The 26,793-nt window shown below is 72.1% G+C and carries 22 protein-coding genes; 12 read left to right on the forward strand and 10 right to left on the reverse strand.

Going from position 1 to position 26,793, the window contains the following annotated elements:
- Positions 1-298 precede the first annotated feature (298 nt).
- On the reverse strand, positions 299-892 hold the full coding sequence (locus AC060L_RS12825; RefSeq protein ID WP_483798801.1) for a DinB family protein: 594 nt from the start codon (positions 890-892) through the stop codon (positions 299-301).
- A gap of 127 nt (positions 893-1,019) precedes the next feature.
- The gene (locus AC060L_RS12830; protein WP_483798930.1) at positions 1,020-1,289 is read right to left on the reverse strand and encodes a hypothetical protein; all 270 of its coding nucleotides are present in this window, start codon (positions 1,287-1,289) and stop codon (positions 1,020-1,022) included.
- Between the two features lie 137 nt (positions 1,290-1,426).
- Between AC060L_RS12830 and holA the strand changes: the two genes are divergently transcribed.
- Entirely contained in the window at positions 1,427-2,422 is a 996-nt protein-coding gene (gene holA / locus AC060L_RS12835) for a DNA polymerase III subunit delta (RefSeq protein WP_483798802.1), read from the forward strand.
- A 280-nt stretch (positions 2,423-2,702) separates the two neighbouring features.
- On the opposite strand, the gene rpsT is transcribed toward holA, so the two are convergent.
- Together rpsT and AC060L_RS12845 are read right to left on the reverse strand one after the other, a co-directional pair.
- Positions 2,703-2,969 (reverse strand): 30S ribosomal protein S20, encoded by a 267-nt coding sequence (gene rpsT / locus AC060L_RS12840; protein ID WP_483798803.1) that lies wholly within the window; start codon positions 2,967-2,969, stop codon positions 2,703-2,705.
- Positions 2,970-3,144: 175 nt separating this feature from the next.
- On the reverse strand, positions 3,145-3,450 hold the full coding sequence (locus AC060L_RS12845; protein WP_483798804.1) for an antibiotic biosynthesis monooxygenase family protein: 306 nt from the start codon (positions 3,448-3,450) through the stop codon (positions 3,145-3,147).
- 164 nt (positions 3,451-3,614) lie between these two features.
- Here AC060L_RS12845 and lepA point away from each other — a divergent pair, with 164 nt between their 5' ends.
- The gene (gene lepA, locus AC060L_RS12850; protein ID WP_483798805.1) at positions 3,615-5,486 is read left to right on the forward strand and encodes a translation elongation factor 4; all 1,872 of its coding nucleotides are present in this window, start codon (positions 3,615-3,617) and stop codon (positions 5,484-5,486) included.
- A gap of 89 nt (positions 5,487-5,575) precedes the next feature.
- Here lepA and AC060L_RS12855 read toward each other — a convergent pair whose 3' ends face one another.
- The 3 genes from AC060L_RS12855 to AC060L_RS12865 all read right to left on the reverse strand — a co-directional run bounded on the left by AC060L_RS12855 (position 5,576) and on the right by AC060L_RS12865 (position 10,567).
- Positions 5,576-6,646 carry an NAD(P)/FAD-dependent oxidoreductase gene (locus AC060L_RS12855; protein WP_483798806.1) on the reverse strand — a complete coding sequence of 357 codons (1,071 nt, stop codon included), beginning with the start codon at positions 6,644-6,646 and terminating at the stop codon, positions 5,576-5,578.
- Positions 6,647-6,776: 130 nt separating this feature from the next.
- On the reverse strand, positions 6,777-8,675 hold the full coding sequence (locus AC060L_RS12860) for an ABC transporter ATP-binding protein (protein ID WP_483798931.1): 1,899 nt from the start codon (positions 8,673-8,675) through the stop codon (positions 6,777-6,779).
- A gap of 158 nt (positions 8,676-8,833) precedes the next feature.
- The gene (locus AC060L_RS12865) at positions 8,834-10,567 is read right to left on the reverse strand and encodes an ABC transporter ATP-binding protein (RefSeq protein ID WP_483798807.1); all 1,734 of its coding nucleotides are present in this window, start codon (positions 10,565-10,567) and stop codon (positions 8,834-8,836) included.
- A 295-nt stretch (positions 10,568-10,862) separates the two neighbouring features.
- On the opposite strand from AC060L_RS12865, the gene AC060L_RS12870 reads away from it, so the two are divergent.
- Positions 10,863-12,776 carry an AMP-dependent synthetase/ligase gene (locus tag AC060L_RS12870; protein ID WP_483798808.1) on the forward strand — a complete coding sequence of 638 codons (1,914 nt, stop codon included), beginning with the start codon at positions 10,863-10,865 and terminating at the stop codon, positions 12,774-12,776.
- Positions 12,777-12,834: 58 nt separating this feature from the next.
- A complete protein-coding gene (gene hemW, locus AC060L_RS12875) occupies positions 12,835-14,064 on the forward strand; it encodes a radical SAM family heme chaperone HemW (RefSeq protein WP_483798809.1) in 1,230 nt (409 codons plus the stop codon).
- Between the two features lie 32 nt (positions 14,065-14,096).
- Here the strand turns inward: hemW and AC060L_RS12880 are convergent, their stop codons facing one another.
- The 3 genes from AC060L_RS12880 to htpX form a co-directional block, all read right to left on the reverse strand.
- Positions 14,097-14,927 carry a DUF3097 domain-containing protein gene (locus AC060L_RS12880; RefSeq protein WP_483798810.1) on the reverse strand — a complete coding sequence of 277 codons (831 nt, stop codon included), beginning with the start codon at positions 14,925-14,927 and terminating at the stop codon, positions 14,097-14,099.
- Positions 14,928-14,997: 70 nt separating this feature from the next.
- Positions 14,998-15,582 (reverse strand): PspA-associated protein PspAB, encoded by a 585-nt coding sequence (gene pspAB, locus AC060L_RS12885; protein WP_483798811.1) that lies wholly within the window; start codon positions 15,580-15,582, stop codon positions 14,998-15,000.
- 49 nt (positions 15,583-15,631) lie between these two features.
- Entirely contained in the window at positions 15,632-16,555 is a 924-nt protein-coding gene (gene htpX / locus AC060L_RS12890) for a zinc metalloprotease HtpX (protein ID WP_483798812.1), read from the reverse strand.
- A gap of 316 nt (positions 16,556-16,871) precedes the next feature.
- Between htpX and hrcA the strand changes: the two genes are divergently transcribed.
- The 8 genes from hrcA to ybeY all read left to right on the forward strand — a co-directional run bounded on the left by hrcA (position 16,872) and on the right by ybeY (position 26,793).
- Entirely contained in the window at positions 16,872-18,137 is a 1,266-nt protein-coding gene (gene hrcA, locus AC060L_RS12895; protein WP_483798813.1) for a heat-inducible transcriptional repressor HrcA, read from the forward strand.
- A gap of 72 nt (positions 18,138-18,209) precedes the next feature.
- Positions 18,210-19,352 (forward strand): molecular chaperone DnaJ, encoded by a 1,143-nt coding sequence (gene dnaJ / locus AC060L_RS12900; protein ID WP_483798814.1) that lies wholly within the window; start codon positions 18,210-18,212, stop codon positions 19,350-19,352.
- Positions 19,353-19,452: 100 nt separating this feature from the next.
- A complete protein-coding gene (locus tag AC060L_RS12905; protein ID WP_483798815.1) occupies positions 19,453-20,202 on the forward strand; it encodes a 16S rRNA (uracil(1498)-N(3))-methyltransferase in 750 nt (249 codons plus the stop codon).
- 150 nt (positions 20,203-20,352) lie between these two features.
- Complete coding sequence (locus AC060L_RS12910; RefSeq protein ID WP_483798816.1) at positions 20,353-23,613, forward strand: S41 family peptidase; 3,261 nt, start codon at positions 20,353-20,355, stop codon at positions 23,611-23,613.
- Positions 23,614-23,707: 94 nt separating this feature from the next.
- Positions 23,708-24,061 carry an HIT domain-containing protein gene (locus tag AC060L_RS12915; RefSeq protein WP_483798817.1) on the forward strand — a complete coding sequence of 118 codons (354 nt, stop codon included), beginning with the start codon at positions 23,708-23,710 and terminating at the stop codon, positions 24,059-24,061.
- A gap of 4 nt (positions 24,062-24,065) precedes the next feature.
- Entirely contained in the window at positions 24,066-24,989 is a 924-nt protein-coding gene (locus AC060L_RS12920; protein WP_483798818.1) for a ribonuclease Z, read from the forward strand.
- Positions 24,990-25,183: 194 nt separating this feature from the next.
- Positions 25,184-26,284: a PhoH family protein gene (locus tag AC060L_RS12925; RefSeq protein ID WP_483798819.1), complete on the forward strand. Its 1,101-nt coding sequence runs from the start codon at positions 25,184-25,186 to the stop codon at positions 26,282-26,284.
- Positions 26,285-26,298: 14 nt separating this feature from the next.
- On the forward strand, positions 26,299-26,793 hold the full coding sequence (gene ybeY, locus AC060L_RS12930) for an rRNA maturation RNase YbeY (RefSeq protein ID WP_483798820.1): 495 nt from the start codon (positions 26,299-26,301) through the stop codon (positions 26,791-26,793).

Genomic DNA, 26,793 nt, shown 5'->3' on the forward strand with positions numbered 1-26,793 from the left:
ACCCGTCCCCCCGCACCGTCGCCCACCTGCGCACCCTCGGCGCCACCGTGCTGCGCACCGACCGCTCCGGCGACGTCGCCGTCCTCGGCACCGGCCCGGCCGACCTGCACGCCCTGGTCCACCCCCACCCCGAAACGGAGACCGCGCCTGACAACCCACCCGGCGGCCAACTCACCTCCGCCCCAAGGGAGACCCCCGCAGCGCTCACGGTCGCACCGCTCGCAGCTGGGCCGCTCACCGCAGTCCGGCGGAACCGGCGACCACCACGTCCGCACCGCACGACGGCTCGTGCGTCGCCTCAGCTCGACTTGGCCTGGGCCTCCTTGGCGGACGCCTCCAGCCTGTTCCGGTACTCCTGGTACCAGGCCTCGTCGCCGCCGTACACATTGCTGTTGGTCTCCCGCAGGCCGGCCCTGCCGTCGACCAGCTCGCGGACGATGTCGGCGTGACCCGCGTGACGGTTCGTCTCGGCCGTCACATGCAGCATGATGCGCTGAAGCGTCACGTCGCCGGTGTCGCCCCACCACGCGACGTGGCCCATCGCATCGGGCGGCAGCGTCTCGATCGTCGCGTCCGCGTGCGCCCAGGCGCGGCGGTAGAGGCCGAGGATGGACTCGCGCGACTCGTCGGCGGTTGCCCACATGTCCGCGTTGGGCTCGGCGTCCTCGTCGTGCCAGGGGAGCGACTCGGTGTGCGGGCGGCCGAAGGTCGGGCCGAAGTACTCGAGCTCGACACTGGCGAGGTGCTTGACGAGGCCGAGGAGATTGGTGCCGGTCGGCGTCAGGGGGCGCCGGCTGTCGTACTCGGAGAGTCCGTCCAGCTTCCAGACGACGGCCTCGCGGGCCGCCTTGAGGTAGCTGTGCAGGTCGCCTTTGGGGTCATTGGGCTTCATGGGGCCGAGTCTGGCACCGCATGCCGACAGCGGTCGCGTGGCTTTCCCGGTGGCTCGGAAGGCATTCCTCGGACCGCCCCGCCCGTGCGTCGCCCCCACCGGCGCGTGGGCGGGGGCGGCTCGCGGCTCAGTCCTCTTCGCGCCAGCCGTCGTACTCGGTGGCCACCGCGTCGATGTCGGCCAGGAGTTCGGGCGTCCAGCCGTCCTCGGGGGCCTCCAGGATCACCAGCCACTGGGCGTCCTCGGCGTCGTCCTCACCGGCCAGCGAGTCGCGGACGAACTCGAACGGGCCGAGGTCCGGCTGTCGTTCGGCCAGTTCGTCGGCGGCCTCCCCGGCGGTGTCGCGGTCGGCGAAGACGAGCAGCAGGCGGTCGGCGTCCACGGGGCGTGCACTCATTCCGTTCGGTTCGTTGATGACGTGATCGTTCACCGCACCATTCTGCCCAATGCCGTCCGGCGCTGTTCACGGTGTCCCCTCACGGTCTCCCCGACTGACGGCGGAGGTGTCGGCGGGGCGTGGGATGCTGGTAGGCGATGGCCAGGAAGAGTGCACCCGACGACCTGCTCGCCCCGCTGACCCTCGCGGTCGGTCAGGAGGAGCTGCTGCTCGACCGTGCCGTCGCCCAGGTGGTGGCGGCGGCCAGGGCGGCCGACCCCGACACGGACGTGCGGGACGTCGCTCCCGGTGGTCTCCAGGCCGGTGGGCTGGCCGAGTTGACCACGCCCTCGCTCTTCGCCGAGCGCAAGGTGATCGTGGTACGGGCGGCCCAGGACCTCGCGGCCGACTCGGTCAAGGAGGTCAAGGCCTACCTGGAGTCGCCGGCCGAGGAAGTGATCATCGTGCTGGTGCACGCGGGCGGCGTCAAGGGCAAGGGGCTGCTGGACGCGGCCCGCAAGGCCGGCGCGCGCGAGGTGCTCTGCCCCAAGCTCACCAAGGCGAGCGAGCGGATCGCGTTCGTTCGGGGCGAGTTCAAGACCCTCGGCCGGTCCGCCAGCCCCGAGGCCTGCCAGGCGCTGCTGGACTCGCTCGGCGGGGACCTGCGCGAGCTGGCGGCCGCCTGCAGCCAGTTGACCTCCGACGTGGAGGGCACCATCGACGAGCGCGTGGTGGCCCGCTACTACAGCGGCCGGGCCGAGGCGACCGGCTTCGAGGTGGCCGACCTCGCGGTCACCGGCCGGGCCGCCGACGCGCTGGAGCGGCTGCGCTGGGCGCTCGCCGTCGGCCAGCCGCCGACCGGCATCACCTTCGCGCTGGCCTCCGGCGTGCGCAGCATCGGCCGGCTGGCCACCGCCGACCGCTCGATGCGCCCGGCCGACCTGGCCCGGGAGCTGGGCATGCCGCCGTGGAAGGTGGACCGGGTCCGCCAGCAGATGCGCGGCTGGACCGGCGACGCCGTCGCCACCGCGCTGACCGCGATCGCCCAGGCCGACGCCGCCGTCAAGGGCGGCTCGGACGACCCGGCCTACGCGCTGGAGCGCGCCGTCGTGACGGTGGCCCGCGCAGCCCGGGCCGGCAGCCGCTCGTACTGAAGCAACCGCGAACGTCCTGAGACACCGGCCCTGAGACACCAGAAGCGCCGGAAGCACCGGAAACGCCGACAGGCGCCGCGGCCGTCCCGAAGGACTGCCACGGCGCCTGCCGTTCAAAGCTGTGCACCGCACCCGCGTGGCGAACGCAGGCCGCGTGCGGTACGTGTCGTGCACCCTCGGGGCTCCGGGTAGAGGGCCGGGGACACCCGAGGGGTCAAGCGAAGTACTGGTGTACTGCAGATACTGCGTACTACCGGTTACTGCGAAGAGCCGGAGAAGCTCAGGCCTGGGTGGCCACGACCTGCTTGGTGATCGCGGACTTCTTGTTGGCGGCCTGGTTCTTGTGGATGACGCCCTTGCTCACGGCCTTGTCGAGAGCCTTGGCGGCCTCGCGGGCCAGCACGCCGGCCTTCTCGACGTCACCGGCGGCAGAGGCCTCGCGGGCCTTGCGCAGGGCGGTCTTCAGCGAGGACTTGACGGCCTTGTTACGCAGGCGCGCCTTCTCGTTGGTCTTGTTGCGCTTGATCTGGGACTTGATGTTCGCCACGAAAGTGCCTCAGTGTCTTATCAGGTGAATAGTCTGACAGTGCGCCGTCGCTCCGGTCCTGCTGAGAGGGCATGACGGAGTGAGGTGCAGCGCCCCACGCTACCAGGGCCGTCCCCGGCACCCAAACCGGCTCGGGCGTGACCGGCCAGCCACCGGTCGGGCCGCCGGTCGGCCATCAGGCCGTGAGCAGCGCCTCGCCGTAGTGCTCGACCTCGGGGAACGGGGAGTAGAACCGGTGCAGCAGCTCGCGCCACTGCTGGTAGTCGGCCGAGCCGCGGAAGCCCTCGGTGTGGTCGGTCAGCTGCTCCCACTCCACCCGCAGCAGGAACCGCGAACCGCGCCCCTCGTCCAGGCAGCGGCGCAGCTCCAGCGCGCGGAACCCGCGCTGCCGCGCGATCAGCGGCTTGGCCTGCGCGAAGGCGGCGAGGAACTCGTCCTCGTGCCCGGACAGCACGTCCAGAAGTGCGTTCTCCACGATCATGCAGGGCATCGTACGAAGCGCGCGCGGCCGGCGGACCCGCTGACCACCGAGCGGGACGGCGAGGCGCGGGCGGGCTCGTGGGAGAATGGTAGAAGCCCTGTTCTCAGGGCTCCTCGATCGGACGACAGCGTCCGGCCCCCGGACCAACGGAGAATCGGACCAAGGTGCCCGCGACCCCTACGAACGTGCCAGAGCCCAGCCGTACCGACCCGGCGCTGATCCGCAACTTCTGCATCATCGCCCACATCGACCACGGCAAGTCGACCCTCGCCGACCGGATGCTGCAGATCACCGGTGTCGTCGACCCCCGGCAGATGCGTGCCCAGTACCTCGACCGGATGGACATCGAGCGCGAGCGCGGCATCACCATCAAGTCGCAGGCGGTCCGCCTCCCCTGGGCGCCGAGGACCGGTGAGGACCAGGGCACGACCCACATCCTCAACATGATCGACACCCCCGGCCACGTGGACTTCACGTACGAGGTGTCCCGCTCGCTGGCCGCCTGTGAGGGCACCATCCTGGTGGTCGACGCGGCCCAGGGCATCGAGGCGCAGACCCTCGCCAACCTGTACCTGGCGCTGGAGAACGACCTCACGATCATCCCGGTCCTCAACAAGATCGACCTGCCGGCCGCGCAGCCCGAGAAGTACGCGGCCGAGCTCGCGCACATCATCGGCTGCGACCCGGAGGACGTGCTGAAGGTCAGCGCGAAGACCGGCCTCGGTGTCGAGGACCTGCTCGACCACGTGGTCGCGAAGATCCCCGCGCCGGTCGGCGTCAAGGACGCCCCGGCCCGCGCGATGATCTTCGACTCGGTCTACGACTCCTACCGCGGCGTGGTCACCTACGTCCGAGTGGTCGACGGCCAGCTCACCAAGCGTGAGCGGATCGCGATGATGTCCACCGGCGCGACCCACGAGCTGCTGGAGATCGGCGTCATCTCGCCCGAGCCGAAGGTCGCCGACGGCCTCGGCGTCGGCGAGGTCGGCTACATCATCACCGGTGTGAAGGACGTCCGGCAGTCCAAGGTCGGTGACACCATCACCTCGATGCACAAGGGTGCGACCGAGGCGCTGGGCGGCTACAAGGACCCGCGCCCGATGGTCTTCTCCGGCCTCTACCCGCTGGACGGCTCGGACTACCCGCTGCTGCGCGACGCGCTCGACAAGCTGCGGCTGAACGACGCCGCGCTGGTCTACGAGCCGGAGACCTCGGTCGCGCTCGGCTTCGGCTACCGCTGTGGCTTCCTCGGCCTGCTGCACCTGGAGATCATCCGGGAGCGGCTGGAGCGCGAGTTCAACCTCGACCTGATCTCCACCGCCCCGAACGTGATCTACCGGGTGGTCATGGAGGACGGCACCGAGCACACCGTCACCAACCCGAGCGAGTTCCCGACCGGCAAGATCGCCGAGGTCTACGAGCCGGTGGTGCGCGGCACCATCCTGGCGCCGAACGACTTCGTCGGCGCGATCATGGAGCTCTGCCAGGCCCGCCGCGGCAACCTGCAGGGCATGGACTACCTCTCCGAGGACCGGGTCGAGCTGCGCTACACGCTGCCGCTCGCGGAGATCGTCTTCGACTTCTTCGACCAGCTGAAGTCCAAGACCCGCGGCTACGGCTCCTTCGACTACGAGCCGATCGGCGAGCAGAGCGCCGACCTGGTCAAGGTCGACATCCTGCTGCACGGCGACGCGGTGGACGCCTTCTCCGCGATCGTGCACAAGGACAAGGCCTACAACTACGGCGTCATGATGGCCGGCAAGCTGCAGAAGCTGATCCCGCGCCAGCAGTTCGAGGTGCCGATCCAGGCCGCCATCGGCTCCCGGGTGATCGCCCGTGAGACGGTCCGCGCGATCCGCAAGGACGTCCTCGCCAAGTGCTACGGCGGTGACATCTCGCGTAAGCGCAAGCTGCTCGAGAAGCAGAAGGAGGGCAAGAAGCGGATGAAGATGGTCGGCCGCGTGGAGGTCCCGCAGGAGGCCTTCATCGCCGCGCTGTCCACCGACGCGGACGCCCCGAAGGACGCCAAGAAGTAGTCACGGCACAGTAAGCACGGCGTGCAGTGCGTGGAGGCCGCCACCCGGATCGGGTGGCGGCCTCCGGGCGTTCCCGGGCGTTCCCGGACTCACCGCAGCACGGCCGCCACACCGCGGACGATCGCCGCCTTCCCCAGCCGTCCGGCCAGTCCGGTGAAGGCGGTCGGCCGCATCGAGTCGTCCCCGTGGATCAGCTGGAGCAGCCCGTCGCGCCGGCCCAGGCTCAGGCACTGCACCCCGTACCGGTAGGCGAACGGCTTGTCGGTCTTCCCGGCGAGCAGCTTGCCGAGGTACTGGCCCATCGGCAGGGCGGTCGCACAGCCCATCCGCAGCGTGCCGGTGCCGGGGACGGTCACGTGCGCCGCGTCGCCGATCACGTGCACCTCGGGGTGCGAGACGGACCGCAGCCGCTCGTCCACGATGGCCCGCCCGTCGGCCGCGACGGTCAGCCCGGCCTCGGCGGCCAGCGGGTGCGCCGCCATCGAGGCGGCCCAGACGACCACGTCCGCCTCGATCGGGCCGCGCGAGGTCTGCAGGCCCTGGGCCGTCACCTCGGTCACCTCGGCCTGCTCCTCGACCCGCACGCCGAGCCGCTCCATCACCCGCAGCACATGGGCCCGGCCCTTCACCGAGAACCAGCCGCCGACCTGCCCGGCCGCCACCAGGCGGACCTGCCAGGCCGGGTACGCCTCGGCCAGCTCGGTGGCCAGCTCGATCCCGGTCGAGCCGCCGCCGACCACCGCCACCGTCCCCGGACGGGCGGCCCCGCGCAGCCGCTCGCGCAGCTCGGCGGCCCGCTCGACCGGGTAGGCCAGCTCGGCGGCGCCGGGCACGCCGTGCCAGGCGGTCCGGCTGCCGAGCGCGTAGACCAGGGTGTCGTAGCCGACCGCCGCTCCGTCGGAGAGGAAGACCTTGCGGCCCGCCAGGTCGATCGAGGTGGCGGCGGCCTGGCAGTGCGTCACCTGCCGGCCGCGGATCAGCTCGGCCAGCGGCGGCCGGTGCTCGGGGTGGCCGGCCGCCGTCTCGTGCTGGCGGATCCGCTGCAGGAACCTGGCCTCGGGCGCCACCAGCGTCACCCGGTGGCGCCGGCCCGCCCGGGTCGCCGCCGCGATGCCGGCGTATCCGGCGCCCACCACGACGATGTGCTGCTGCTCGTTCATCTCGTTCCTCCACCGCTGCGGGATTTCGCTTTCGCGTTCGCTTTTCGCAGAGGAGACAGCGAGGCCGGCCGGAGTGTGACAGTGATGCCCGTCACACCCCGGCCGGCCTCGAAGCGCGGCTGTGGGACCGCTAGTCCATCTCGGCCACGGCCTGCGCGAACTGCGCCTGGTAGAGGCGGGCGTACGCGCCGTGCGCCGCTATCAGCTGGTCGTGCGAGCCCTGCTCGACGATCGAGCCGTTCTCCATCACCAGGATCACGTCGGCGTCGCGGATGGTGGAGAGCCGGTGCGCGATCACGAAGCTGGTCCGGCCGCTGCGCAGCCGGGCCATCGCGCGCTGGATCAGCACCTCGGTGCGGGTGTCGACCGAGCTGGTCGCCTCGTCCAGCACCAGGATGCTGGGCTGGGCGAGGAACGCCCGGGCGATCGTGATCAGTTGCTTCTCGCCCGCGCTGACCCCGGTGCCCTCGTCGTCGATCACCGTGTCGTAGCCGTCCGGCAGCGTGCGCACGAAGCGGTCCACGTGCGCCGCCTTGGCCGCCTCGATCACCTGCTCGCGGGTCGCCCCGGTCGAGCCGTACGCGATGTTGTCGGCGATGGTGCCGCCGAACAGCCAGGTGTCCTGGAGCACCATGCCGATGCCGGAGCGCAGCTCCTCGCGGGACATCGCGGCGATGTCCACGCCGTCCAGCGTGATCCGCCCGCCGCTCACCTCGTAGAACCGCATCAGCAGGTTGACCAGCGTGGTCTTGCCGGCGCCGGTCGGGCCGACGATGGCGACCGTGTTGCCGGGCTCGACCTTGAGCGAGAGCTCCTCGATCAGCGGCTTCTCGGGGTCGTAGCGGAACGCCACGTCCTCGAACGCGACGAGCCCGCGCAGCTCGGCCGGCCGCTCGGGGTGCAGCGGCTCGGGCGACTGCTCGTCGGCGTCGAGCAGCTCGAAGACCCGCTCGGCCGAGGCCACGCCGGACTGCACCAGGTTCGCCATGCTGGCCACCTGGGTGAGCGGCTGGCTGAACTGGCGCGAGTACTGGATGAACGCCTGCACGTCACCGATCGACAGCGAGCCGCTGGCCACCCGCAGGCCACCGACCACCGCGACCGCGACGTAGTTCAGGTTGCCGATGAACATCATCGCGGGCTGGATGATGCCGGAGATGAACTGCGCCTTGAAGCTGGACGCGAAGAGCGCCTCGTTCTCCTGGCGGAAGGTCTCGGCGGCCTCCTTCTGCCGGCCGAAGACCTTCACCAGCGCGTGGCCGGTGAACATCTCCTCGATGTGCGAGTTCAGCTGCCCGGTGGTCTTCCACTGGGCGACGAACTGCGGCTGCGCCTTCTTGCCGACCCGGGTGGCGACCACGACCGAGAGCGGCACCGAGACCAGCGCGATCAGCGCGAGGATCCAGGAGATCCAGAACATCATCGCCAGCACACCGACGATGGTGAGCAGCGAGTTCACCACCTGGCCCATGGTCTGCTGCATGGACTGGCCGATGTTGTCGATGTCGTTGGTGACCCGGCTGAGCACCTCGCCGCGCGGCTGGCGGTCGAAGTAGCTCAGCGGCAGCCGGGACAGCTTGGTGTCCACCTGGGTGCGCAGCCGGTTCACGGCCCGGTTGATCGCGAGCGCGGCCAGCCGGCCCTGCACGACGCCGAAGACGGTCGAGGCGACGTAGATCAGCAGCACCCAGAGCAGCACGTTGCCGATCGCGCCGAAGTCCATCCCGTGGCCGGGGGTGAACGCGACGCCGTTGAGCACGTCGGCGATGCCGCCCTTGCCCTGCGCGCGCAGGCCGTCGATCACCTGCTGGTGGGTCGCGCCGGCCGGGGACTGGCGGCCGATCACGCCGGCGAAGATCAGGTCGGTCGCGTGGCCGAGCACCTTCGGCCCGATCACCGCGCAGCCCACGCTGAGCGCGCCGAGCAGCAGCACGCCGCCGATCAGCGCCCGCTCCGGGCGCAGCAGCCCGAGCACCCGGCGGCCCGAGCCCTTGAAGTCCATCGACTTCTCGGCGCCCTGCCCGCCCATGAACCGGCCGGGGCCGGCCGGCCCGCGTCGGGCGGCCGCCTCCTGCGAACCGCCGGCCTTGGCACCAGCCGGTGCGTCACCGGCCGGTGCGCCATCAGCCGGTCCGCCGCCGGCGGGTCCGCCGCCGGGCCGCGGCCCGGCGGTCTTCTCTGGGGTGGTCACGCCGCCTCCTGCTCGGTGAGCTGGGAGAGCACGATCTCCCGGTACGTCGGGTTGTCGGCCATCAGCTCCTGGTGCGTCCCGGTGCCGACCACGGCGCCCTCGTCGAGCACCACGATCCGGTCGGCGTCCCGGATGGTGCTGACCCGCTGGGCGACGATGACCACGGTGGCCTCGGCGGTCTCGTCGGCCAGGGCCGCGCGCAGCCGCGCGTCGGTGGCGTAGTCGAGCGCCGAGAAGGAGTCGTCGAAGAGGTAGATCTCCGGCTTGCGGACCAGCGCGCGGGCGATCGCGAGCCGCTGGCGCTGGCCACCGGAGACGTTGCCGCCGCCCTGGGCGATCGTCGCCTCCAGGCCGCCGTCCATCCGCTCGACGAAGTCGCGGGCCTGTGCCGTCTCCAGCGCCCGCCACAGGTCCTCGTCGGTCGCGTCCGGCCGGCCGTAGCGCAGGTTGCTGGCGACCGTGCCGCTGAACAGGTACGGCTTCTGCGGCACCAGGCCGACCTTCTCGGCGAGCAACTCGGGAGCGATCTCGCGCACGTTCACGCCGTTGACCAGGACCTGGCCCTCGCTCGCGTCGATCAGCCGGGGGATCAGGCCCAGCAGCGTGCTCTTGCCGCTGCCGGTGCTGCCGATCACGGCGGTGGTCTCGCCGGGACGGGCGGTGATGTCGATCCCGCGCAGCACGGACGCCTCGGCGCCCGGGTAGCGGAAGTCCACCCCGCGCAGCTCCAGGTGCCCGTGCGAGCGCAGCTCGTGGACCGGCGCGCTCGGCGCCACCACGCTGGACTCGGTGTCGAGCACCTCGACGATGCGCTCCGCGCAGACCTCGGCGCGCGGCACCATCATGAACATGAACGTCGCCATCATGACGCTCATCAGAATCTGCATCAGATACGACAGGAATGCCGTCAGAGCGCCGATCTGCATGCCGCCGTTCTCGATCCGGTGCGCGCCGAACCACATCACGGCGACGCTGGAGACGTTCACGACCAGCATCACGGCGGGGAACATGAAGGCCATCAGCCGGCCGGTGCGCAGCGAGAACTCGGTGAGTTCGTCGTTCGCGGTGCCGAACCGGGCCTGCTCGTGACCGTCCTTGACGAACGCGCGGATCACCCGGATACCGGTGATCTGCTCACGCAGGATCCGGTTCACCGCGTCGATCCGGGTCTGCATGCCGCGGAACGCCGGGCGCAGCCGGCGCACCAGCAGCGTGACGATGGCGCCCAGCAGCGGGACCACCACGACCAGCAGGCCGGAGAGCGGGACGTCCTGGTTGAGCGCCATCACGATGCCGCCGACGCACATGATCGGCGCGGCGACCATCAGCGTGAACGACATCAGCACCAGCATCTGGACCTGCTGGACGTCGTTGGTGTTGCGGGTGATCAGCGAAGGTGCACCGAACTGGCCCAGCTCACGGGCGGAGAACAGCTGCACCCGGTCGAAGACCGAGGCGCGGATGTCCCGGCCGACCGACATCGCGGTGCGGGCGCCGAAGTACACGGCCGCAATCGAACAGATCAGCTGCACGAAGGTGACGGCGATCATCACCCCGCCGACCCGCATGATGTAAGCGGTGTCGCCCTTGACCACGCCGCTGTCGATGATGTCCGCGTTCAGCGTCGGCAGGTAGAGCGTGGCGATGGTGGAGACGAGTTGGAGCAGGACCAGCAGGGTAATCGGTTTGGAGTAGGGCCCCAGATGGGCCCTGAGAAGTCTGATCAGCACTCGGACACTCTCGTTGTCGACAGGAGGATTCGCATCCCCATTTTCGGTCTTCCCCCGTTTGCCGCACGGGTCTACCGTGATCCGTCCATGCGACTTGTACTGTCCTTTGCACTGTCCCGGGGGTGGTGTGCCAGACACCGCTTGCCTCTTACATCCGCGCCCGCTTGCCCCTAGGCTGTCGAATGCCTTGTTACTTGCCGGTTAACAAGCCCGTCTTTGACAAGCCCGCCGTGCGGCCCTCCCCCCACCCCCGCCCGGCGTCCACCCTCGGCCACCTGGTTCCCCGGAGGTCTCGTTGAGTTCAGCGCAGTCCGTCATCGGCTCCGACAAGATCGCCGGGCGCCCAGCCTCAGTGGCACACCTCTTCCTTAGCAGGGTAGAGGCCACACCCGACGGCGAGGCATACAGGTTCCCCGTTCCGGTCGACGAGCATGCGGCCGATGGCGCGCCCGGGGCCGAGCAGTGGCGCTCGCTGACCTGGGCGCAGACCTCGGTGCGGGTCAAGAACGTGGCGGCCGGCCTGATGGCGCTCGGCGTCCGGTCCGAGGACCGGGTGGCGATCGCCGCCTCGACCCGGATCGAGTGGATCCTGGCCGACCTGGGCAACATGTGCGCCGGTGCGGCCACCACCACGGTCTACCCGAGCACCAATGCCGACGAGACGGCGTTCATCCTGGGCAACTCCGGCAGCCGCGCGCTCTTCGCCGAGAACGCCAAGCAGCTGGCCAAGGCCGTCGAGCAGCGGGACAAGCTGCCCGAGCTGACCACGGTGATCCTCTTCGACGCCCCGGAGCAGCGCCCCGAGGCGCCCGGCCTGGAGGTGATCACGCTGGCCGAGCTGGAGGAGCGCGGTGCAGCGTACCTCAAGGAGCACCCGGACGCGGTCGAGCAGGCGGTCGCCGCCCTGGACCGCGAGCAGCTCGCGACCCTGATCTACACCTCCGGCACCACCGGCCGCCCCAAGGGCGTCAGACTCGTGCACGACTGCTGGGCCTACGAGGGCCTGGCGCAGCAGGAGAGCGGTCTGCTGCGCTCCGACGACGTGCAGTTCATGTGGCTGCCGCTGTCCCACGTCTTCGGCAAGACGCTGATCTCGGGCCAGATCGCCACCGGCCACGTGATGGCGGTGGACGGCCGGGTCGACCGGATCATCCACAACCTGCCGGTGATCCGGCCGACCCTGATGGCCTCCGCGCCGCGGATCTTCGAGAAGGTCTACAACGGCATCGCGGGCAAGGCCCGGGCCGAGGGCGGCGCCAAGTACAAGATCTTCATGTGGGCGGCGAAGGTCGCCCGCACCCACGCGCAGGTCACCCAGGCGAACCGGATCGCGACCGGGCAGGACAGCGCGCCGCTCGCGCTCTCGATCCAGCACTCGATCGCCGACAAGCTCGTCTACGCCAAGATCCGCGCGGCGTTCGGCGGCCGGCTGCGCGGCTCGGTCTCCGGCGCCTCCGCGCTGGCGCCCGAGATCGGCTACTTCTTCATGGGCGCCGGCGTGCCGATCCTGGAGGGCTACGGGCTCACCGAGACCAGCGCCGGCTCCGCGGTCAACCGGGCCGAGGACGTGCGGATCGGCACCGTCGGCCGCGCGCTGCCCGGTACCGAGGTGCGGATCGCCGAGGACGGCGAGATCCTGCTGCGCGGCCCCGGCGTGATGCGCGGCTACCACGACCTGCCCGAGCAGACCGAGGAGGTGCTGGAGTCGGACGGCTGGTTCCACACCGGCGACATCGGCGAGCTCGACAAGGACGGCTACCTGCGGATCACCGACCGCAAGAAGGACATGTTCAAGACCTCGGGCGGCAAGTACGTCGCGCCCACCGAGGTGGAGGGCAAGTTCAAGGCGCTCTGCCCGTTCGTCAGCAACGTCCTGGTGATCGGCAACGGGCGCAACTTCTGCTCCGCGCTGATCGCGCTGGACGAGACGGCGATCATGCCGTGGGCGGCCGAGCGCTCGGTCGGCGGCAAGACGTACGCCGAGGTGGTCGGCTCGCCTGAGGTGCGCAAGCTGATCGAGGGCTACGTGCAGAAGGTCAACGCCGAGCTGCAGCGCTGGCAGACGATCAAGAAGTTCACCATCCTGCCGCGCGACCTGGACGTCGAGCACGGCGAGCTCACCCCGAGCCTGAAGATCAAGCGCCCGGTGGTCGAGCGGATCTACGCCGACGCGGTGACCGAGATGTACGCGGGCTCGAACGAGGCCTGACGCCCGCTGCTCCGGTACGGCCGTCGGGATCACCGCGGCCGTACCGGACAATGGACGCATGCCCTCCGCACTCCCCGACGGCGAACCCGTGCCGTCCGACGGCTCGCTGCCCGCCCACGCGCTGACCGGCCTCGGCGAGCGTCCGTTCGGTTTCTACCTGCACGTGCCCTACTGCGCCAGCCGCTGCGGCTACTGCGACTTCAACACCTACACCGCCACCGAGCTGCGCTCGGCGGGCACGGTGGCCTCGCAGGAGACCTACGCGGCCAACCTGATCGGTGAGATCCGCCACGCCCGCACGGTGCTGGGCGAGGCCGAGCTGCCGGTGCGCACGGTCTTCCTGGGCGGCGGCACGCCCACCCTGCTGCCGGCCGCCGACCTGGTCGCGATGCTGGCCGCGATCCGCTCCGAGTTCGGGCTCGCCGCGGACGCCGAGATCACCACCGAGGCCAACCCGGAGTCGGTCACCCCGGCGTACCTGGCCGAACTGCGCGAGGGCGGCTTCAACCGGATCTCCTTCGGCATGCAGAGCGCGCGCAAGCACGTGCTGCAGGTGCTGGACCGCCACCACACCCCCGGCCGCCCCGAGGCCTGCGTCGCCGAGGCCCGCGCGGCCGGCTTCGAGCACGTCAACCTGGACCTGATCTACGGCACCCCGGGCGAGACCGACGACGACTGGCGGGCCTCGCTGGACGCCGCGATCGGCGCCGGGCCCGACCACGTCTCGGCGTACTCGCTGATCGTCGAGGACGGTACCCGCCTCGCCGCCCGGATCAAGCGCGGCGAACTGCCGATGGTCGATGACGACGTGCACGCCGACCGGTACCTGATCGCCGAGCAGGCGCTGGCCGCCGCCGGCTACAGCTGGTACGAGGTCTCCAACTGGGCCACCAGCGAGGCCGGGCGCTGCCGGCACAACGAGCTGTACTGGACCGGCGCCGACTGGTGGGGCGCCGGTCCTGGCGCGCACAGCCACGTGGGCGGCGTGCGCTGGTGGAACGCCAAGCACCCGGCCGCCTACGCGCAGGCGATCGCCGAGGGCCGCACCCCGGCCCAGGGCCGCGAGGTGCTGCCGGCCGAGGACCAGCGGGTCGAGCGGATCCTGCTCGAACTGCGCCTGGTCGACGGCTGCCCGCTCGACCTGCTCGCCCCGGCCGGTCTGCGCGCCGCGGAGCAGGCCCTCGCGGACGGCCTGCTGCGCCCGCAGGAGTTCGCCGCCGGACGGGCGGCGCTGACCCTGCGCGGCCGGCTGCTGGCGGACGCGGTGGTCCGGGACCTGGTGGACTGACCAGGGCCCCACTGACCGGGCCCTGGTGGGCCTCAGTGCCCCGGCTGGGTGACGAAGTCGATCAGTTCTTCGACCCGTCCCAACAGGCTCGGCTCCAGGTCGCGGAAGGAGTTCACCGAGGCCAGGATCCGCTTCCAGGCGGCCGGCGGGTCCACCGGCCAGCCGAGGCGGCGGCAGATGCCCTCCTTCCACACCTCGCCGCGCGGCACGTCCGGCCAGCCGGGGATGCCGACGGAGGCCGGCTTGACCGCCTGCCAGACGTCGATGAACGGGTGGCCCACCACCAGGACCGCCTCGCCGGTGACGGCGGAGGCGATCCGGTGCTCCTTGGTGCCGGGCAGCAGGTGGTCCACCAGCACGCCGAGCCGCCGGCCGCCGCCCGGGGCGAAGTCGGCGACGATCGAGGGCAGGTCGTCGATGCCCTCCAGGTACTCCACCACGACGCCCTCGATCCGCAGGTCGTCGCCCCAGACCCGCTCGACGAGCTCGGCGTCGTGCCGGCCCTCCACGTAGATCCGCGACTCCCTGGCCACCCGGGCCCGGGCGCCGGGCAGCGCCACCGAGCCGGAGGCGGTGCGCGCGGGCGCCTTCGCCGGGGCCGCCGCGGTCGGGCGGACCAGCGTGACCACCTTGCCGTCCAGCAGGAACCCGCGCGGCTCCAGCGGGAAGACCCGGTGTTTGCCGAACCGGTCCTCCAGCGTGACGGTCGGCCCCTCGGCGGTCTTCTCGCAGCGCACCACGGCCCCGCAGAAGCCGGTGCCGACCTCCTCCACCACCAGGTCGCGCTCGGCGGCCACTTCGGGAGCCGGCTGCTGCCGCTTCCAGGGGGGAGTGAGGTCGGGACCGTACTGAGTGCTGCGCATGGGAGGAACTATAGGAAAAATCGACGGCCCGTCAGAGAGCCGCCGACCCGTCCTACAGCCCCGAGCCGTCCTACAGCCCCGGCGCGCCCCAGACCGGGAACCAGCGGCTCAGGTCCGACTCCACCCGCAGGTCGTTGCCGAGCATCGCCTTCACCTGGAGCTCCAGCGGGCTGTTGCGCCGCTCGCCGCCGCCGGGCATCGGGGCGAACGGGTAGAACGTGCCGCGCTTGTACAGGTAGACCAGCGCCAGCGACTGCCCGGCCTCGTTCCGGAAGCCGACCAGCGAGCAGAGCAGCTGCGGCCCGAAGCCGTTCGCCTCCAGCTCGCTGTTGACCGCGTGCAGGTCGTTGACCAGGTCCGGCAGTTCCTCCGGAGTGTGCCGGGCGAGCAGCCAGGAGTAGCCGTAGCCGTCCCGGCTGGCCTCCACCGGCACCCCGCCGTTCGGCGTGTCGGCGTCCAGCAGCGCGCGAACCTGCCGCTCCACCTCGCCGAACGCCCCGCCCTCGACGGCGGCGAAGCAGACCGAGCCGACGCCGGTGGGCGTGAAGCCCGCGGCGGCCTCCAGGGTGAGGGCGGCCGAGGGCACACCGAAGAGCTGGTCGAGGTCCGGCCGGACCGGCTTGCTCCGGCCCAGCAGCGCGTCCAGGAATCCCACGTGTCGTTCCTTTCGTTCCGGCGCCGGCCCGTGCGGCTCGGGCCGACCGTCAGCGTCCCAGCTCGGCGGAGATCTTGCCCAGCTGCTCCAGCCGCTGCTCCAGCGACGGGTGGGTGGAGAGCAGCTGGGAGGCGGTCTCCTTGGCGCTCAGCGCGGGGGCGAAGTAGAAGGCGTTGTACGGCTGGGCCTGGCGCAGGTCCTTGGTCGGGATCGCGCCGATCTGGCCGGTGACCTTGGTCAGCGCCGAGGCGAGCGCGCTCGGCCGGCCGGTCAGCTGGGCCGCGGCCCGGTCGGCCGCCAGCTCGCGGTAGCGCGAGAGCAGCCGGGTGAGCAGGAAGCTGATGGCGTACACGACCATGCTGACCAGCGGGATGACCAGCATCGCGATCGCGGCGTTCTGGTCGTTGTTGTTGCGGTTGTTGCCGCCCATCATGCCGCTGTAGAGCGCGATCCGGGTGATCGCACCGGCGAGCACGCCGAGGAAGCCGGCGACCGTCATCACCGCGACGTCGCGGTGCGCCACGTGCGAGAGCTCGTGGGCGAGCACGCCCTCCAGCTCCTCCGGCTCCAGCCGGCGCAGCAGGCCGGTGGTCACGCAGACCACCGCGTTCTCCGGGTTGCGGCCGGTGGCGAAGGCGTTCGGCATGTCGTTCTCGGCGACCGCGACGCGCGGCTTGGGCATGTCGGCCAGTGCGCAGAGCCGGTCGATGGTCCCGTGCAGCTGCGGGTACTGCTCGGGGGTGACCGCGCGGGCGCCCATCGCGCGCTCGGTGATCTTGTCGCTGAACCAGAACTGCGCGATGAAGAGGCCGCCGGCGAGCAGCACGATCAGCGGCCAGGCCCCCTTCAGCAGCACGATGAGCACACCGGTGAACCCGACGTACAGCAGCCCGATCAGGAACATCGTGGTGACCATCCGCACGGACAGACCACGGTCGGGTGCGAAGCGGGTCTGGTGGCCTGACGCCGACATGGCTGCTCCTAAGTACGTCGGTAGGACCGATCAGTCTCGGTCGATATCGATGCTGCCACTTCGTCCGACCGCGGGCACTACCCCGGCCGGATGCGGTTGCCGGGGGCGTGTCGTGCACCCACCGCACCCGGCCGGCCGGGGAGGGGGCAAAACGTGATCCGTGCGGCATCCCGAGCCAGGGCGTTCCTGCTGTCGGACCCGGGCCTTACACTGGCAGGTACGGTTTTGGCACTCTGGAGACCAGAGTGCCAAGCCGATCAACGGACACCGCAAGACCTGGTACCCAGGACAACGCGCGAAGAGGGAGGTGCGTGCCATGTTCGACGAACCGGATTCCGATCCGCGCCCGACCGGCCGCGAGCCGGCGGCCGCGCCCGCCCCCGCGCCCGGGGCCGAAGCGGCCGACACCCCCACGCCCGCTGCGCCGCAGGCAGGCCCGGTCAAGGCCGCCTCCAGGAAGCCCGCCGCCGCGGGGCCCACCGCCCGGGGCGGGCGTCCCGCGGTCGCCCGTCCGGCGACGGTGCGGGCCGCCACCGCGGCCGAGGTGAGCCGGCTGGAGGTCCGTCAGTTGGACGAACGCAAACTCTCCGTGCTGCGCGCGATCGTGCAGGACTACGTCGGCACCGAGGAGCCGGTCGGTTCCAAGGCGCTGGTCGAACGGCACAACCTCGGCGTCTCGCCGGCCACCGTGCGCAACGACATGGCGACGCTGGAGGAGGACGGCTACATCCACCAGCCGCACACCAGCGCCGGCCGGATCCCGACCGACAAGGGCTACCGCCTCTTCGTCGACCGGCTGGCCGAGGTCAAGCCGATGAGCGCCCCCGAGCGCCGCGCGATCCGGCACTTCCTGGACGGCGCGGTCGACCTGGACGACGTGGTGGCCCGTACCGTTCGGCTGCTCGCGCAGCTGACCCGGCAGGTCGCCGTCGTCCAGTACCCGTCGCTGACCAGATCCACCGTGCGGCACATCGAGCTGGTCGCGCTGGCCCCGACCAAGGTCATGCTGGTGCTGATCACCAACACCGGCCGGGTCGAGCAGCGGATGGTCGACTGCCCGAGCCCGGCGGGCGAGAACACGCTGGCCGACCTGCGTGCCCGGTTGAACGCCCGGGCCGGCGGCCGCCGGTTCCCGGACGTGCCGGCCCTGGTGGAGGACCTGCCCGCCTCCTTCGACCCGGCCGAGCGGCCGATGGTGACCACCGTCCTGTCCACCCTGTTCGAGTCGCTGGTGGAGCAGAACGAGGAGCGGATCATGCTGGCCGGCACGGCCAACCTGACCCGCTTCGGCCATGACTTCCCGCTGACCATCCAGCCGGTGCTGGAGGCCCTCGAGGAGCAGGTGGTGCTGCTGCGCCTGCTCGGCGAGACGGCGGAGGCGGGGATGACCGTCCGGATCGGCCGGGAGAACGAGTACGAGGGCCTGAATTCCACGTCCGTCGTCTCGGTCGGTTACGGTTCGGGCGATGAGAGCGTGGCCAAACTCGGGGTGATCGGCCCGACCCGGATGGACTATCCGGGCACGATGGGAGCAGTGCGGGCGGTGGCAAGGTACGTGGGTCAGATCCTGGCCGAGTCGTAAGAGAAGCACCCGCCGACACCGGCGGGTGATCCAGTCGCAGCACTTCTAGAGGCGGAACAAGCGGAGCATTTGGTGGCCACGGACTACTACGCGGTACTCGGCGTCCGACGGGATGCGGGGCAGGACGAGATCAAGAAGGCGTTCCGGCGCCTGGCGCGTGAACTGCACCCGGACGTCAACCCGGACCCGAAGACTCAGGAGCGGTTCAAGGAGATCAACGCCGCCTACGAGGTGCTCTCCGACCCCGCGAAGCGGCAGGTCTACGACCTCGGCGGCGACCCGTTGTCGCCGAACGGCGGCGGTGGCGCGGGCGGCTTCGGCGCGGGCGCGGCGGGCTTCGGCTTCTCCGACATCATGGACGCGTTCTTCGGCGCGGCCTCCGGCCAGCGCGGCCCGCGGTCGCGGACCCGGCGCGGTCAGGACGCGATGATCCGGCTGGAGATCACCCTGGAGGAGGCCGCTTTCGGCACCACCAAGGAACTCCAGGTGGACACCGCCGTCACCTGCACCACCTGCAACGGCGAGGGCGCCGCTCCCGGCACCTCCGCGCAGACCTGTGACATGTGCCGCGGCAAGGGCGAGGTCTCCCAGGTCACCCGGTCCTTCCTGGGCCAGGTCATGACCTCGCGTCCCTGCCCGCAGTGCCAGGGCTTCGGCACCGTGGTCCCGACCCCGTGCCCGGAGTGCGCGGGCGACGGCCGGGTCCGCGCCCGCCGCACGCTCACCGTCAAGATCCCGGCCGGTGTCGACAACGGCACCCGGATCCAGCTGGCGGGCGAGGGCGAGGTCGGCCCCGGCGGCGGCCCGGCCGGCGACCTCTACGTGGAGATCGCCGAGACCAGCCACCCGACCTTCCAGCGCCGCGGCGACGACCTGCACTGCACGGTCACCATCCCGATGACGGCCGCCTCGCTCGGCACCCAGGTGCCGCTGCAGACGCTGGACGGCCTCGAGGAGGTGGACATCCGGCCCGGCACCCAGTCCGGCCAGTCCATCCCGCTGCACGGCCGCGGTGTCACGCACCTGCGCGGCGGCGGCCGGGGCGACCTGATAGTGCATGTCGAGGTGCAGACGCCGACCAAGCTCGACCCCGAGCAGGAGGATCTGCTGCGCCGGCTGGCCGTGCTGCGCGGCGAGGAGCGGCCTTCCGGCCACTTCGCGCCGGGCCAGCAGGGCCTCTTCTCCCGGCTGAAGGACGCGTTCAACGGCCGCTGAGCCGTCCGCAGTCCCGGGCGGGTGGGGAGCCGAGGAAGTCCTCGGCTCCCCACCCGCCTTTTCACCACCCTCCCAGGAAGCCGCACCAGGAGCCCGCACCATGACCGCACCCGTCTTCGTCGTCGATACCGCCCGGCTGAGCGCCGCCGCGCCCGGTTCCGTGGTCCGCCTCGACGGGCCCGAGGGCCGGCACGCCGCGGCCGTCAAGCGACTCGAGGTCGGCGAGGCGGTGACCCTCACCGACGGCGAGGGCCTGGGCGGTCACGGCACGGTGAGCGCCGTGCACGGCAAGGACGCGCTCGACGTGACGCTGGCCGAGCTGCGCGCCGAGCCCGCGCCGAGCCCGCGGATCACCGTGGTCCAGGCGCTGCCCAAGGGCGACCGCGGCGAGCTCGCGGTCGAGACCATGACCGAGGTCGGCGTGGACGCCGTGATCCCGTGGTCCGCGTCCCGCTGCATCACGCAGTGGAAGGGCGATCGCGGCGCCAAGGCGCTGGCCAAGTGGCGGGCCACCGCGCGCGAGGCGGGCAAGCAGTCGCGTCGGTTGCGGTTCCCCGAGGTGCGCGAGCCGATGACGACCCGCCAGCTGGTGCCGCTGCTCGCCGCCGCCGCGTTCGCCGCCGTGCTGCACGAGGAGGGCGCCGAGCCGCTCGCCACAGCCGAGCTGCCGGCGAGCGGTGAGCTGCTGCTGATCGTCGGGCCGGAGGGCGGAGTGAGCCCGGAGGAGCTCGCGGCCTTCGCCGAGGCCGGCGCGAAGCCGTACCGGCTGGGCCCGTCCGTGCTGCGCACCTCCACCGCGGGGGTGGCGGCCGGCGCGCTGCTGCTCGGCCGCACCGGCCGCTGGTCCTGAGCACCGACTGAGCGTTCCAGGGCCCGCCGGCGCCCGCCCGGCGCCGTTCCCCGGAGGGGCCGGAAGCACGCCTGGCAGCAGGCGCCCCACCCGTCCGCGTGCCCCCGGCTGACACTGGCCTCACCGGCTGACGCTGCGTAACCTGACGCAGTGACGGAACCCGACAACATCCCCGCCGGCGCGTATCTGCGCCACCCGCACGTCCACGGCGACCTGGTGACCTTCATCGCCGAGGACGACGTCTGGCTCGCCCCGCTGGCCGGCGGCAGGGCCTGGCGGCTGAGCGCCGACCGCACCCCGGTCTCGTACCCGCGGTTCTCCCCGGACGGGCAGCTGATCGCCTGGACCTCCACCCGGGAGGGCGCCCCCGAGGTGTTCGTCGCCGCGGCCGACGGCGGCGAGGCCCGCCGGCTGACCCACTTCGGCCGCGCCGGCCGTGCCCAGCTGCGCGGCTGGACCCCGCAGGGCGAGCCGGTCGTGGTCACCAACGCGGGTCAGTCCACCGCCCGGCACACCTGGGCCTTCGCGGTCCCGCTGGACGGCGGCCGGCCGCGCCGGCTGCCGTTCGGCCCGGTCGGCGGCCTGGCCTTCGAGCCGGACGGCGAGCGCACGCTGCTGGTCTCCGACTACAGCACCGAGCCGGCCCGCTGGAAGCGGTACCGCGGCGGCACCGCCGGCAAGCTCTGGATCGGCGCCGAGGGCGGAGAGTTCCACCGGCTGCACGAGCAGCTCGACGGGCACATCGAGTCCCCGATGTGGCTGGCCGGCGGCGAGCCGGGCGGCCACGTCGCCTTCCTCAGTGACCACGAGGGCACCGGCCGGCTCTACGCGAGCCGCCCGGACGGCTCCGAGCTGCGCGCGATCAGCCCGGCCGGCCTGCCCTTCTACGCCCGCAACGCCGCCACCGACGGCCGGCGGATCGTCTGGCACGCGGGCGGCGACCTCTGGCTGCTCGACGCCGTGACCGGGGACGCCGCGCCGCGCCGGCTGGACGTCCGCCCGGCCGGCCCGCGCACCGGCCGCCGACCGTTCCCGGCCCCGGTGGCCGGCTGGCTGGAGACCGCCGCGCCGGACGCCACCGCCCGCGCCGCCGCCGTCGCGGTGCGCGGCACCGTGCACTGGCTGACCAACCGGGAGGGTCCGGCCCGGGTGCTGGACGAGACCCCGGGCGTGCGCGGCCGGCTGCCCCGGGTGGTCCCGCCGGCCACCGAGGACGCGGCGCAGGGCGCGCTCTGGGTGACCGACGCCGAGGGTGACGACGCGCTGGAGTACGCCCCGGACGCGCTCGGCGCCGAGCGCCGGCGCCTCGCCGCCGGGCAGCTGGGCCGGGTCCTCGGCCTGCTGGTCTCGCCGGACGGCAAGCGGGCCGCCGTCGCCGCGCACGACGGCCGGGTGCTGCTGGTGACGCTCGCCGACGGCAGCGTGCGCGAGCTGGCCCGCAGCGCGGACGGCGAGGTGACCGGCCTGGCCTTCGCGCCGGACTCGGCCTGGCTGGCCTGGTCGCAGCCGACGCTCGGCCCCTGGTCGCTGCGCCAGATCATGCTCGCCGACCTGGCCGGCGGCACGGTCAGCGAGGCGACCCCGCAGCGGTTCGTCGACAGCTCGCCCGCGTTCACCGCGGACGGCAAGCACCTGGCGTTCCTGTCCCAGCGCAACTTCGACCCGGTCTACGACGCGCACTCGTTCGACCTCGGGTTCCCCACCGGCAGCCGGCCGTACCTGCTGACGCTGGCCGCCGACACGCCGTCCCCGTTCGGTCCGCAGCGGGCCGGGCGCTCGTTCGACGGCGCCGAGGAGAAGGCCGCCGACGGCGGCGAGAAGGCTGCCGAGGCCGATGCGACCCCGACGACCGTGATCGACCTGGAGGGGCTGGCCGACCGGATCGTCGCCTTCCCGGTCGAGGGCGGCCGGTTCGGCGCGCTGCGCACCGCCGGCGGCGGCGTGCTCTGGACCAGGTACCCGCAGGTCGGCGAGCTGGGCGACGACGCGGCCACGCCCGAGGACCAGCGCCCCGGGCCGGTGCTGGAGCGCTTCGACCTGCGCAAGCTGCGGGCCGAGCAGCTGGTGGACAGCCTGGACTCGTTCTCGGTCTGCGGCGACGGCAGCCGGCTCGCGGTGCTGGACGGCGGCGAGCTGCGGATCGTCCCGGCCGACCACAAGGCCGGCGAGGACGAGGAGATCCGGGTCGACCTGGAGCGGCTGCGGGTCACCGTGGACCCGGCGGCCGAGTGGCGGCAGATGTTCGAGGAGAACGGCCGCCTGATGCGCGACAACTACTGGCTGGCCGACCTCGGCGGCTTCGACTGGGACGGCGCGCTGGAGCGCTACCGCCCGCTGGTCGAGCGGCTCGGCTCGCACGACGACCTGGTGGACCTGCTCTGGGAGGTGGTCGGCGAGCTCGGCACCTCGCACGCCTACGTGGTGCCGCCCGGCCGTCCGACCGCGGCGGCCCGCCGCCAGGGCCTGCTCGGCGCCGACCTGGAGCGCGACGGCGACGTCTGGCGGATCGCCCGGATCCTGCCCGGCGAGTCCTCCGACCCGCGGGCCCGCTCGCCGCTGGCCGCCCCGGGCGTGGCGATCCGCCCCGGCGACGCGCTGCTCGCGGTGAACGGACGGCCGGTCGACCCGGTCACCGGTCCGGCGCCGCTGCTGGCCGGCACCGCCGGGCAGCCGGTCGAGCTGACGGTCCGGCACGCCGACGGCAGCACCCGCCACCCGGTCGCCGTCCCGCTGGCCGACGAGGAGCCGCTGCGCTACCACGACTGGGTGGCCGGGCGCCGGGCGGCCGTGCGCGAGCTCTCCGACGGACGACTCGGCTACCTGCACGTGCCGGACATGCTGAGCGCCGGCTGGGCCCAGCTCCACCGCGACCTGCGGGTGGAGATGGCCAGGGAGGGCCTGCTGGTGGACCTGCGGGAGAACCGCGGCGGGCACACCTCGCAGCTGATCCTGGAGAAGCTCGGCCGCCGGATCGTCGGCTGGGGCCGCGGCCGCGACCTGGCCACCGCCGACCCGTACCCGGGCGACGCCCCGCGCGGCCCGGTGGTCGCGCTGGCCGACGAGCACTCGGGTTCGGACGGCGACATCATCAACGCCGCGATCCAGGCGCTCGGCATCGGCCCGGTGGTCGGCACCCGCACCTGGGGTGGCGTGATCGGCATCGACAGCAACTACCGCCTGGTCGACGGCACGCTGGTCACCCAGCCGAAGTACGCGACCTGGCTGGAGGGCTACGGCTGGGGGGTGGAGAACCGCGGCGTCACGCCGGACGTGGAGGTGGTGATCGCCCCGCACCAGTGGGCGGCGGGGGAGGACCCGCAGCTCGCCGAGGCCGTCCGGATCGCCCTGGCGCGGCTGGCCGAGACCCCGGCCCGGACGGCGCCGCCGCTGCCGACCACTCCGCAGCGGTAAAGACGCGTCCGGTAGGTTGGCGGGGCGTCAGATCACCCGACGGGATGATCCGACGCCCCGCCAGCCCCGCCGACCTTTTTTCGGAGTGCGCCCGATGGCCGACCAGACCAACCCCGACTGCCTCTTCTGCAAGATCGTGGCCGGCGAGATCCCGGCCACCGTGGTCCGCAAGACCGAGCGCACCCTGGCGTTCCGGGACATCCGTCCGCAGGCGCCGACGCACGTCCTGGTGATCCCGCACGTGCACTACCCGAACGCCGCCGAGCTGGCCGCCGCCGAGCCGCTGATCGCCGCCGAGCTGCTCACCGAGGCCGCCGCGGTCGCCGCCGACGAGGGCCTCGACGCCTACCGGCTGATCTTCAACACCGGGGCCGGGGCCGGCCAGACCGTCTTCCACGCGCACATCCACGTGCTCGGCGGCATGCCGCTGCGCGAGGGCATGGTCTGATCCGGTGACGCAGCGCGAACTCGTCGTCCTCGGCACGGCCAGCCAGGTGCCGACCCGGCACCGCAACCACAACGGCTACCTGCTGCGCTGGGACGGCGAGGGCCTGCTCTTCGATCCGGGCGAGGGCACCCAGCGCCAGATGCTGCACGCCGGCGTCTCGGCCACCGACCTGACCCGGATCTTCGTCACGCACTTCCACGGCGACCACAGCCTGGGCCTGGCCGGGGTGGTCCAGCGGATCAACCTGGACAAGGTCCCGCACCCGGTGCACACCTACTACCCGGGCTCCGGCCAGGTCTTCTACGACCGGCTGCGGCAGGCCACCGCGTTCCACCAGAGTGCCGAGCTGCGCCCGCACCCGATCACCGCGGACGGCCCGCTGGAGGCGCCGGGCGCGCCGTTCACGCTGGAGGCGGTGCGGCTCTCGCACCCGGTGGAGGCCTTCGGCTACCGCCTCACCGAGCCGGACGGCCGCCGGCTGCTGCCCGGGCGGCTGGCCGCGCTGGGCCTGCGCGGGCCCGCGGTCGGCGAGCTGCAGCGCACCGGTGCCGTCGAGCTGGCCGGGCGCCGGATCACGCTCGACGAGGTCAGCGAGCTGCGGCGCGGCCAGCGAGTCGCGTTCGTGATGGACACCCGGCTCTGCGCGGGCGTGCACGCGCTGGCCGAGGGCGCCGACCTGCTCGTGATCGAGGCGACCTTCCTGGACGCCGAGGCGGGCCTGGCGGAGGAGCACGGCCACCTGACCGCCGCGCAGGCCGCCCAGGTCGCCGCGAAGGCGGGGGTGCGGATGCTGGTGCTCACGCACTTCTCGCAGCGCTACCCGGACCTGTCCGGCCACCTCGCCGAGGCCCGGGCGCACTTCGACGGCGAGCTGGTGATCGCCGAGGACCTGGCCCGGATCCCGGTGCCGCCGCGACGGCCGTCCTGAGTCAGGCCCGTATCCCCGGCCCGGCAGGTGCGAAAAGGGCTGGCGTGACCCCCGGGGCGTGGCCCACCATCGATCGGGCCACGCCACGGCGAACACCTGCGCGGCGTACCCTGGTGACCCCGGAACCGACCGAGCGGCACCCCGAGACCACGGATGGGATGAGGCAGGCCCAGCGCCGACCCATGAGCGAACCGATGAGTGACACCGCACAGACCCGCGCCCAGGGCGGCGACGGCTTCAGCGCCCGGATCGTGATCCCCGAGAAGCACCCGATGGTCACCCTGCTCGGTGCCACCGACTCCCTCCTGCGGGTGATCGAGCGGTCCTTCCCGGACACCGACATCCACGTCCGGGGCAACGAGGTCACCGCGACCGGTGACCGCGCCGACATCGCCCTGGTCAAGCAGCTGTTCAGCGAGATGATGCTGGTGCTGCGCACCGGCCAGCCGCTGACCGAGGACGCCGTCGAGCGCTCGATCGCGATGCTGAAGAGCGCCGCCGAGAACCCGTCCGGCAGCGCCGACAGCCCGTCCGCGGTCTTCACCGCGAGCATCCTGTCGAACCGCGGCCGCACGATCCGGCCGAAGACGGTCAACCAGAAGAACTACGTCGACGCGATCGACCGGCACACGATCACCTTCGGGATCGGCCCGGCCGGCACCGGCAAGACCTACCTGGCGATGGCCAAGGCCGTGCAGGCGCTGCAGGCCAAGGAGGTCAACCGGATCATCCTGACCCGCCCGGCGGTCGAGGCCGGCGAGCGGCTGGGCTTCCTGCCCGGCACGCTCTACGAGAAGATCGACCCGTACCTGCGCCCGCTGTACGACGCGCTGCACGACATGATGGACCCGGACTCGATCCCCCGCCTGATGGCGGCCGGCACCATCGAGGTCGCGCCGCTCGCGTACATGCGCGGCCGCACCCTGAACGACGCCTTCATCATCCTCGACGAGGCGCAGAACACCTCGCCCGAGCAGATGAAGATGTTCCTGACCCGCCTCGGCTTCAACTCCCGGGTCGTGGTCACCGGCGACACCAGCCAGATCGACCTGCCGGGCGGCACCCGCAGCGGTCTCAAGGTGGTCCAGGAGATCCTCGCCGACGTCCCCGACATCCACTTCTCGATCCTGACCAGCACCGACGTGGTCCGCCACAAGCTGGTCGGCCGGATCGTGGACGCCTACGAGCGCTGGGACATCGAGAACGGCGAGGACACCGCCGTCGCCGCCCGCAAGTCCGCCCCCCGGGGTCCGCGCAGCCGCGCCCCCCGACAGCCCCATCGCACCGAAAGCTGAGCGCAGACCCCTTCATGTCCATCGACATCGCCAACGAGTCCGGCTGGGACGTCGACGAGGAGTCCATCCTCGACGTCGCCCGCTACGCCCTCGACCAGATGCGGATCCACCCGCAGTCCGAACTGTCCGTGATCCTCATCGACAGCGAGGCGATGGAGCAGCTGCACATCCAGTGGATGGACCTGCCCGGTCCCACCGACGTGATGTCCTTCCCGATGGACGAGCTGCGTCCGGGCAAGGAGGGCGAGGAGCTGCCGCAGGGTCTGCTCGGCGACATCGTGCTCTGCCCGGAGGTAGCAAAGGCACAGGGTGCCGCGGCGCCCTCCCAGCACTCGACGGACGAGGAGCTCCAGCTGCTCACCGTCCACGGCGTGCTGCACGTGCTCGGCTACGACCACGAGGAGCCGGAGGAGGAGCGCACCATGTTCGCGCTCCAGAAGCGGATCCTCGACGACTGGCGGGCCGGTCGGGGGCTGTCCGGGATCTCCCCGGCGCCCACCACCCACTGA

The organism is Kitasatospora sp. NEAU-69 (assembly GCF_057158765.1).

What these genes read in the sequence shown, in the direction of transcription:
- ybeY (WP_483798820.1), top strand. Translation starts at nt 26,299, where the DNA reads ATGTCCATCGACATCGCCAACGAGTCCGGCTGGGACGTCGACGAGGAG.
- AC060L_RS12915 (WP_483798817.1), top strand. Translation starts at nt 23,708, where the DNA reads ATGGCCGACCAGACCAACCCCGACTGCCTCTTCTGCAAGATCGTGGCC.
- AC060L_RS12825 (WP_483798801.1), bottom strand. Translation starts at nt 892, where the DNA reads ATGAAGCCCAATGACCCCAAAGGCGACCTGCACAGCTACCTCAAGGCG.
- hemW (WP_483798809.1), top strand. Translation starts at nt 12,835, where the DNA reads ATGCCCTCCGCACTCCCCGACGGCGAACCCGTGCCGTCCGACGGCTCG.
- AC060L_RS12830 (WP_483798930.1), bottom strand. Translation starts at nt 1,289, where the DNA reads ATGAGTGCACGCCCCGTGGACGCCGACCGCCTGCTGCTCGTCTTCGCC.
- holA (WP_483798802.1), top strand. Translation starts at nt 1,427, where the DNA reads ATGGCCAGGAAGAGTGCACCCGACGACCTGCTCGCCCCGCTGACCCTC.
- AC060L_RS12855 (WP_483798806.1), bottom strand. Translation starts at nt 6,646, where the DNA reads ATGAACGAGCAGCAGCACATCGTCGTGGTGGGCGCCGGATACGCCGGC.
- hrcA (WP_483798813.1), top strand. Translation starts at nt 16,872, where the DNA reads ATGTTCGACGAACCGGATTCCGATCCGCGCCCGACCGGCCGCGAGCCG.
- htpX (WP_483798812.1), bottom strand. Translation starts at nt 16,555, where the DNA reads ATGTCGGCGTCAGGCCACCAGACCCGCTTCGCACCCGACCGTGGTCTG.
- AC060L_RS12905 (WP_483798815.1), top strand. Translation starts at nt 19,453, where the DNA reads ATGACCGCACCCGTCTTCGTCGTCGATACCGCCCGGCTGAGCGCCGCC.
- AC060L_RS12845 (WP_483798804.1), bottom strand. Translation starts at nt 3,450, where the DNA reads ATGATCGTGGAGAACGCACTTCTGGACGTGCTGTCCGGGCACGAGGAC.
- AC060L_RS12925 (WP_483798819.1), top strand. Translation starts at nt 25,184, where the DNA reads ATGAGTGACACCGCACAGACCCGCGCCCAGGGCGGCGACGGCTTCAGC.
- AC060L_RS12880 (WP_483798810.1), bottom strand. Translation starts at nt 14,927, where the DNA reads ATGCGCAGCACTCAGTACGGTCCCGACCTCACTCCCCCCTGGAAGCGG.
- AC060L_RS12860 (WP_483798931.1), bottom strand. Translation starts at nt 8,675, where the DNA reads ATGGGCGGGCAGGGCGCCGAGAAGTCGATGGACTTCAAGGGCTCGGGC.